The organism is Pseudomonas sp. HMWF006 (assembly GCF_003061205.1).
GTDB classification, from domain to species: domain Bacteria; phylum Pseudomonadota; class Gammaproteobacteria; order Pseudomonadales; family Pseudomonadaceae; genus Aquipseudomonas; species Aquipseudomonas monsensis.
In genome coordinates this window covers 1-6,766 of the sequence record NZ_QAIU01000624.1, presented here as the reverse complement: position 1 = coordinate 6,766, position 6,766 = coordinate 1, and the positions used below count along the sequence as shown (strand labels likewise).

Below are 6,766 nucleotides of genomic sequence, written 5' to 3'. Positions count from 1 at the left end.
GAATTACGGTGTGAACAAGCCATGAGAGCTGATCTGGAAATCATCCAGGAATGGATCCCCGCCGGCAGCCGCGTGCTCGACCTCGGTTGCGGCGACGGCGAACTGCTGACCTGGCTGCGCGACAATAAGCAAGTCACCGGTTATGGCCTGGAAAACGACCCGGACAACATCGCCGAGTGCGTGGCCAAGGGCATCAACGTCATCGAACAGGATCTGGACAAGGGCCTGGGCAACTTCGCCAGCAACAGCTTCGACATTGTGGTGATGACCCAGGCACTGCAAGCCGTGCATTATCCCGACAGGATCCTCGACGAAATGCTCCGGGTCGGGCGCCAGTGCATCATCACCTTCCCCAACTTCGGTCACTGGCGCTGCCGCTGGTACCTGGCGAGCAAGGGCCGCATGCCGGTGTCGGAGTTCCTGCCGTACACCTGGTACAACACGCCGAACATCCACTTCTGCACCTTCGAAGACTTTGAAGAACTTTGTCGCGAACGTGATGCGAAGGTCATTGATCGGCTTGCCGTGGATCAACAGCACCGTCACGGGTGGGCCAGTAAGCTATGGCCTAATCTGTTAGGTGAGATCGGTATCTACCGCGTCAGCAGCCCGGTGCTTGCAGATCACCGGATCGCGGTCTGAACCACGACATTTCGAGGAGAACGATCATGGGTCGCTTGATTACTGTGCTATTGGCCGCCTGCCTGAGTCTGTCGGCGGTGGCCGCCGATGCCATCAAGGGCGAACGCAAGGAAGTGTTCGGTGACGTTACCGTGCACTACAACACCTTCAACTCGACCTTCCTGACACCCGACATCGCCAAAGCGGCCGAGCTGATCCGCAGCAAGAACCAGGGTGTGATCAATGTCTCGGTGATCAAGGACGGCAAACCGTTGAGCGCCAACGTCACCGGCACGGTCAAAGACCTGACCAGCCAGAGCGTGCCGCTGAATTTCCGCCAGGTCACCGAACAGGGCGCGATCTACTACATCGCCCAGTACCCGGTGGAGCAGCAGGAAACCCGCACCTTTGAAATCAAGGTGCAGAACGGCGACAAGATCCACACCATCAATTTCAACCAAGAGCTTTTCCCCGGCGAATGATGAACCTCAAGCAACTCGTACTGGCCAGCCATAACGCCGGCAAACTCAAGGAACTCCAGGCCATGCTCGGCGAATCGGTGCAACTGCGCTCGATCGGCGAATGGAGCAAGGTCGAGCCGGAAGAAACCGGCCTGTCGTTCGTCGAGAACGCGATCCTCAAGGCGCGCAATGCCGCGCGCATCTCCGGTTTGCCGGCGCTGGCCGATGACTCCGGCCTGGCAGTGGACTTCCTTGGCGGTGCCCCGGGCATCTACTCGGCGCGCTACGCCGACGGCAAGGGCGATGCGGCGAACAATGCCAAGCTGCTTGACGCCCTCAAAGACGTGCCGCAAGCCGAGCGCGGCGCGCAGTTCGTCTGCGTGCTCGCCCTGGTGCGCCACGCTGATGATCCGCTGCCGATCCTTTGCGAAGGCCTGTGGCACGGGCGCATCCTCACCGCCGCCAGCGGCGAGCACGGTTTTGGCTACGACCCGCTGTTCTGGGTGCCGGAACGTGACGTGTCCAGCGCTGAACTGAGCCCGGCCGACAAGAACCAGATCAGCCACCGCGCCCGTGCAATGGATCTGCTGCGCCAGCGTCTGGGCCTGAAATGACCGACAGCCCCTCCGCGTCGTCGCTGATCATCGGCGGCGCCGCTTCTTCGCCTCGGGCGCCGCTGCCAACGCTGCCGCCCCTGGCGCTGTACATCCACATCCCGTGGTGTGTGCGCAAATGCCCGTATTGCGATTTCAACTCGCACACCGCCAGCCCGGTGCTGCCAGAAGAGGAATACGTCGACGCGTTGCTGGCCGATCTCGATCAGGACCTGCACGCCGTTTACGGCCGTGAAATCAGCTCGATTTTCTTCGGTGGCGGCACGCCGAGCCTGTTCAGTGCCGAGGCGCTTGGGCGCTTGCTCAAAGGCGTCGAGCAACGCATTCCGTTCGCCCACGACATCGAGATCACCCTGGAAGCCAACCCCGGCACCTTCGAACAAGAGAAGTTCGTCGCGTATCGCAAGCTGGGGATCAATCGCCTGTCGATCGGCATCCAGAGCTTCCAGCAGCAGAAGCTTGAGGCCCTTGGACGCATCCACAACGGCGACGAAGCGGTGCGCGCGGCCGGGATGGCGCGGCAGGCCGGGTTCGATAACTTCAACCTCGACTTGATGCATGGCTTGCCCGATCAGTCGCTGGAAGATGCCTTGAGCGATCTGCGCCAGGCGATCGAACTGAAACCGACGCACATCTCCTGGTATCAGCTGACACTGGAGCCGAACACCGTGTTCTGGAACCAGCCGCCGGTGCTGCCGGAAGACGATACGCTGTGGGATATCCAAGAGGCCGGGCAAGCGCTGCTGGCGGAGCACGGTTACGCGCAATACGAAGTGTCGGCCTATGCCCAGCCCGGTCGCCCGGCGCGGCATAACCTCAATTACTGGAGTTTTGGCGACTTCATCGGCATTGGCGCGGGTGCGCATGGCAAGCTCAGCCACCCGGACGGGCGCATCGTGCGCACCTGGAAGACGCGCCTGCCGAAGGACTATCTCAACCCGGCCAAGAGCTTCCAGGCTGGCGAGAAAGCGCTGACCAATGACGAGATGCCGTTCGAGTTCCTGATGAATGCCTTGCGCCTGACCGCCGGCGTCGAATCGCGCCTGTATCCTGAGCGCACCGGGCTGTCGCTGGAAAGCCTCGCTGAAGGCCGGGCAGCGGCAGAACAAAGCGGTCTGTTGCAGGTCGAACCGTCACGTCTGGCGGCTACCGAGCGCGGACAGCTGTTTCTCAACGACTTGCTGCAACAATTTCTGACCTGACTTCAGTCCCAAGGGAAAACGCATGGATTTGATACTCGACCTGCTCGCCACGGTGTCCCGCTGGAGCCGCAGCAACCTCTCGGAAATTGCCCTGGCCCTGGTGGGCTGCCTGCTGGTGCTGTTCGGCGCTGACTTCAAAGGCTGGGTCGAGCAACGCCTGGGCAGTATCGCCGGCGCCCTGCGCGTGCCGCTGATGGCGCTGCTGTGCATGATCGGCAGTGGCGCCGCGCTGATCTACGCCACGCCGTGGGTGATCAAGGGTTTGAGCCAGTTCAACAACTACAGCCTGGCGCCGGTGTTGTTGGTGGTGCTGGTGTTGATTGGCGTCGTCGCTGACCGCCGCTGAATCTAATGCACCAAAAAACACTGTGGGAGCGGGCTTGCCCGCGATGGCGGCATAACAGTCGACAAAAATGTTGAATGTTATGGCCTCATCGCGGGCAAGCCCGCTCCCACAGGTTCATCTACAGCCTGAGATCAGGACAGTTTCTCGAACTTCAGATCCCACACGCCATGCCCAAGACGTTCGCCACGGCGTTCGAACTTGGTGATCGGGCGTTCGGCCGGGCGTGGTACGCACTTGCCGTCTTCGGCGAGGTTGCGGTAGCCCGGGGCGACGTTCATCACTTCCAGCATGTACTCGGCGTACGGTTCCCAGTCGGTGGCCATGTGCAGAATGCCGCCAACCTTCAACTTGCTGCGCACCAGTTCGGCGAACGAGGCCTGAACGATACGACGCTTGTGGTGACGGCTCTTGTGCCACGGATCCGGGAAGAACAACATCAGGCGATCAAGGCTGTTGTCGGCGATGCAACGGTTGAGCACTTCGATCGCGTCGCAATCGTAGACCCGCAGGTTGGTCAGGCCCTGGGTCAGCACGCCATTGAGCAGCGCGCCGACACCCGGACGGTGCACTTCAACACCGATGAAGTCCTGATCCGGCGCGGCTGCGGCCATTTCCAGCAGCGAGTGGCCCATGCCGAAACCGATCTCCAGCGAGCGCGGCGCCGAGCGGCCGAACACCTGGTCGTAATCCACCGGCGCATCGGCCAGCGGCAGCACGTACAGCGGCGCGCCCTGGTCCAGACCGCGCTGCTGGCCTTCGGTCATGCGCCCGGCGCGCATCACGAAACTCTTGATGCGGCGGTGTTGGCGCTCGTCGCCTTCTTCCGTCTGGATAGGCGTGTCGTTCGATTCAGTCATCAATGGCTCTTACTTGATCAGACCATCCAGCGGCGAAGAGGCGCTGGCATAGAGTTTTTTCGGCATGCGGCCGGCGAGGTACGCCAGACGGCCGGCAACGATGGCGTGCTGCATGGCTTGAGCCATCATTACCGGTTGTTGGGCGTGAGCGATGGCCGAGTTCATCAGCACGGCGTCACAACCCAGCTCCATGGCGATGGTGGCGTCGGAAGCGGTACCGACACCGGCATCCACCAGCACCGGGATCTTGGCTTCTTCAAGGATGATCTGCAGGTTGTACGGGTTGCAGATCCCCAAACCGGAACCGATCAGACCGGCCAGCGGCATCACCGCGATGCAGCCGATTTCCGCCAGTTGGCGAGCGATGATCGGGTCATCACTGGTGTAAACCATCACGTCGAAGCCTTCCTTGACCAGCGTTTCTGCGGCCTTGAGGGTTTCGATCACGTTGGGGAACAGGGTTTTCTGATCGGCCAGCACTTCCAGCTTCACCAGGTTGTGGCCATCGAGCAGCTCACGGGCCAGGCGGCAGGTGCGCACGGCTTCGATGGCGTCGTAGCAACCGGCAGTATTCGGCAGGAAGGTGTAGCGCTCCGGCGACAGTACTTCGAGCAGGTTCGGCTCGCCTTCGATCTGGCCCAGGTTGGTGCGGCGCACAGCGAAGGTAACGATCTCGGCACCCGAGGCTTCGATGGCCTGGCGGGTTTCTTCCATGTCACGGTACTTGCCGGTACCGACCAGCAAACGCGACTGGTAAGTACGACCGGCCAGGACGAAAGGCTTGTCGCTACGAACGATGCTCATGGGGAATCCTCTTTAGGGGTGAGGGTCTTGCAGAATTCTGTGCCCTTGCGAACCGGGCGATTAGCCGCCGCCGATGGCGTGCACCACTTCGACGTTATCGCCGTCGTTGAGAAGGGTGTCGGCATGCTGGCTGCGCGGGACGATATCCAGATTGAGTTCGACTGCCACCCGGCGACCGGTCAGGTCCATACGGGCGATCAGGGCCGCAACGGTTTCACCGTCGGGCAGTTCAAGGGATTCGCCGTTCAACTGAATGCGCATGCGCTAGGCCGCCATCATTTTTAGGGGGTGGCATTCTAGCCCGATCATGACCTAAAGGTCAGCACCAAGCGTCAAGCGGTTTACTGCAGGCGCCAGGCGGCAAGTCCAAGGCACAACCAGCCGACCAGAAACGCCAGGCCGCCGAACGGCGTGATGATGCCGAGCTTGCTGATGCCGGTGGTGGTCAACACATACAGGCTGCCGGAGAACAGCAGAATGCCCACGGTGAAGGAAACGCCGGCCCAAGTGACCAGTCGGCCCTGAATCTGCGTGGCCAGCAGCGCCACACCGAACAGCGCCAGAGTGTGCACCAGTTGATAGGTGACGCCGGTATGGAAGATCGCCAGATACTCGGGTGTCAGGCGGTTTTTCAGGCCATGGGCGGCGAAGGCACCCAAGGCGACCCCGGTGAAACCGAAAAAAGCGGCCAGCATCAAAAAGCCACGCAGCATTGGGAACTCCAGTCAGACTCGATCGGCAGGGTCTGTATAATGGCCCGCTCCACGGGTTCGGCCAAGCCATCTCTATGCTGCGTACAATTTTCCGTCGCCTCACGAAGGCCCTGCTCTGGTTCGCGGGTGGCAGCGTCGTGCTGGTCCTGCTGTTCCGCTTCGTGCCGCCGCCCGGCACGGCGCTGATGGTCGAGCGCAAAGTCGAATCCTGGGTCGACGGCGAACCGATCGACCTGCAACGCACGTGGAAACCGTGGGACGAGATCTCCGACGACCTCAAAGTCGCGGTCATGGCCGGTGAAGATCAGAAGTTTCCGGAGCATTGGGGCTTTGATTTCAGTGCGATCCAGGCCGCATTGGCGCATAACGAGCTGGGTGGTTCGATTCGCGGCGCCAGCACCTTGAGCCAGCAAGTGTCGAAGAACCTGTTTCTGTGGTCGGGTCGCAGCTATTTGCGCAAAGGCCTGGAAGCCTGGTTTACCGCGCTGATCGAGGTGTTCTGGCCCAAGCAACGGATTCTTGAGGTGTACCTCAACAGCGTCGAGTGGGACGACGGGGTGTTTGGCGCTGAGGCTGCGGCCCGCCATCACTTTGGCGTAAGCGCGAAGTCGCTGACACGACAGCAGGCGAGTTATCTGGCGGCCGTTCTGCCCAACCCCCGCGTCTGGAGCGCAAGCCATCCGACGGCTTATGTGTCGCGCCGGGCCGGGTGGATTCGGCAGCAGATGAGTCAATTGGGCGGGACCAGTTATCTGCTGGGGCTTGATGATTCGCGCCGGGCGCCTTGGTCTGAATAACGCTGAAGATCCCCTGTGGGAGCGAGCTTGCTCGCGAATACGGTGGATTCAGCAGTGGCGGTGACTGACACTCCGCTTTCGCGAGCAAGCTCGCTCCCACATGGGTTTTGTGTGAAGCCTGAAATGAAAACGCCCCGATCATCGCTGATCGGGGCGTTTTTTTGTTGCCTGAGCGCCGGTTATGCGGCGATCGACAACTTGAGCTTGTTCATCGCGCTCTTTTCGAGCTGACGGATCCGCTCGGCCGACACGTTGTACTTCTGCGCCAGGTCGTGCAGCGTGGCTTTCTCTTCTGCCAGCCAGCGCTGGTAGAGGATGTCGCGGCTACGTTCGTCCAGCACTTCCAGCGCT

At 61.3% G+C, this 6,766-nt stretch carries 11 protein-coding genes; 6 read left to right on the top strand and 5 right to left on the bottom strand.

Going from position 1 to position 6,766, the window contains the following annotated elements:
* Nucleotides 1–21 precede the first annotated feature (21 nt).
* From metW to DBR24_RS28950, 5 genes are read left to right on the top strand one after another with little or no spacing between them, the layout of a single operon-like run.
* Nucleotides 22–642 carry a methionine biosynthesis protein MetW gene (gene metW, locus DBR24_RS28970; protein ID WP_123469559.1) on the top strand — a complete coding sequence of 207 codons (621 nt, stop codon included), beginning with the start codon at nt 22–24 and terminating at the stop codon, nt 640–642.
* 26 nt (nt 643–668) lie between these two features.
* Nucleotides 669–1,103, top strand: coding sequence for a DUF4426 domain-containing protein (locus DBR24_RS28965; RefSeq protein WP_128616409.1), 435 nt, complete (start codon nt 669–671; stop codon nt 1,101–1,103).
* Complete coding sequence (gene rdgB, locus DBR24_RS28960; RefSeq protein ID WP_128616408.1) at nt 1,100–1,696, top strand: RdgB/HAM1 family non-canonical purine NTP pyrophosphatase; 597 nt, start codon at nt 1,100–1,102, stop codon at nt 1,694–1,696. The genes DBR24_RS28965 and rdgB overlap by 4 nt, the downstream gene beginning before the upstream one ends.
* Nucleotides 1,693–2,898, top strand: coding sequence for a radical SAM family heme chaperone HemW (gene hemW, locus DBR24_RS28955; protein WP_128616407.1), 1,206 nt, complete (start codon nt 1,693–1,695; stop codon nt 2,896–2,898). The genes rdgB and hemW overlap by 4 nt, the downstream gene beginning before the upstream one ends.
* Nucleotides 2,899–2,920: 22 nt before the next feature.
* Entirely contained in the window at nt 2,921–3,244 is a 324-nt protein-coding gene (locus DBR24_RS28950) for a DUF3392 domain-containing protein (RefSeq protein ID WP_095186985.1), read from the top strand.
* Between the two features lie 131 nt (nt 3,245–3,375).
* On the opposite strand, the gene trmB is transcribed toward DBR24_RS28950, so the two are convergent.
* The 4 genes from trmB to DBR24_RS28925 form a co-directional block, all read right to left on the bottom strand.
* Nucleotides 3,376–4,101, bottom strand: a complete 726-nt coding sequence (trmB, locus tag DBR24_RS28940; RefSeq protein WP_064589653.1) for a tRNA (guanosine(46)-N7)-methyltransferase TrmB — start codon at nt 4,099–4,101, stop codon at nt 3,376–3,378.
* A 9-nt stretch (nt 4,102–4,110) separates the two neighbouring features.
* Entirely contained in the window at nt 4,111–4,905 is a 795-nt protein-coding gene (locus DBR24_RS28935; RefSeq protein ID WP_110644432.1) for a thiazole synthase, read from the bottom strand.
* Nucleotides 4,906–4,965: 60 nt separating this feature from the next.
* Nucleotides 4,966–5,166, bottom strand: coding sequence for a sulfur carrier protein ThiS (gene thiS, locus DBR24_RS28930; RefSeq protein ID WP_128616406.1), 201 nt, complete (start codon nt 5,164–5,166; stop codon nt 4,966–4,968).
* Between the two features lie 80 nt (nt 5,167–5,246).
* Nucleotides 5,247–5,618, bottom strand: coding sequence for a DUF423 domain-containing protein (locus tag DBR24_RS28925; RefSeq protein WP_123469566.1), 372 nt, complete (start codon nt 5,616–5,618; stop codon nt 5,247–5,249).
* A 74-nt stretch (nt 5,619–5,692) separates the two neighbouring features.
* Here DBR24_RS28925 and mtgA point away from each other — a divergent pair, with 74 nt between their 5' ends.
* Entirely contained in the window at nt 5,693–6,415 is a 723-nt protein-coding gene (mtgA, locus tag DBR24_RS28920; protein ID WP_123469568.1) for a monofunctional biosynthetic peptidoglycan transglycosylase, read from the top strand.
* A 179-nt stretch (nt 6,416–6,594) separates the two neighbouring features.
* Here mtgA and DBR24_RS28915 read toward each other — a convergent pair.
* Nucleotides 6,595–6,766, bottom strand: a 172-nt coding sequence (locus DBR24_RS28915; RefSeq protein ID WP_305889155.1) for a sigma factor-like helix-turn-helix DNA-binding protein, incomplete at its 5' end; no start/stop codon positions are given.

Bases quoted from the DNA above. Each gene is read 5' to 3' on its own strand.
- metW (WP_123469559.1), top strand. From the start codon at position 22: ATGAGAGCTGATCTGGAAATCATCCAGGAATGGATCCCCGCCGGCAGC.
- DBR24_RS28965 (WP_128616409.1), top strand. From the start codon at position 669: ATGGGTCGCTTGATTACTGTGCTATTGGCCGCCTGCCTGAGTCTGTCG.
- rdgB (WP_128616408.1), top strand. From the start codon at position 1,100: ATGATGAACCTCAAGCAACTCGTACTGGCCAGCCATAACGCCGGCAAA.
- hemW (WP_128616407.1), top strand. From the start codon at position 1,693: ATGACCGACAGCCCCTCCGCGTCGTCGCTGATCATCGGCGGCGCCGCT.
- DBR24_RS28950 (WP_095186985.1), top strand. From the start codon at position 2,921: ATGGATTTGATACTCGACCTGCTCGCCACGGTGTCCCGCTGGAGCCGC.
- trmB (WP_064589653.1), bottom strand. From the start codon at position 4,101: ATGACTGAATCGAACGACACGCCTATCCAGACGGAAGAAGGCGACGAG.
- DBR24_RS28935 (WP_110644432.1), bottom strand. From the start codon at position 4,905: ATGAGCATCGTTCGTAGCGACAAGCCTTTCGTCCTGGCCGGTCGTACT.
- thiS (WP_128616406.1), bottom strand. From the start codon at position 5,166: ATGCGCATTCAGTTGAACGGCGAATCCCTTGAACTGCCCGACGGTGAA.
- DBR24_RS28925 (WP_123469566.1), bottom strand. From the start codon at position 5,618: ATGCTGCGTGGCTTTTTGATGCTGGCCGCTTTTTTCGGTTTCACCGGG.
- mtgA (WP_123469568.1), top strand. From the start codon at position 5,693: ATGCTGCGTACAATTTTCCGTCGCCTCACGAAGGCCCTGCTCTGGTTC.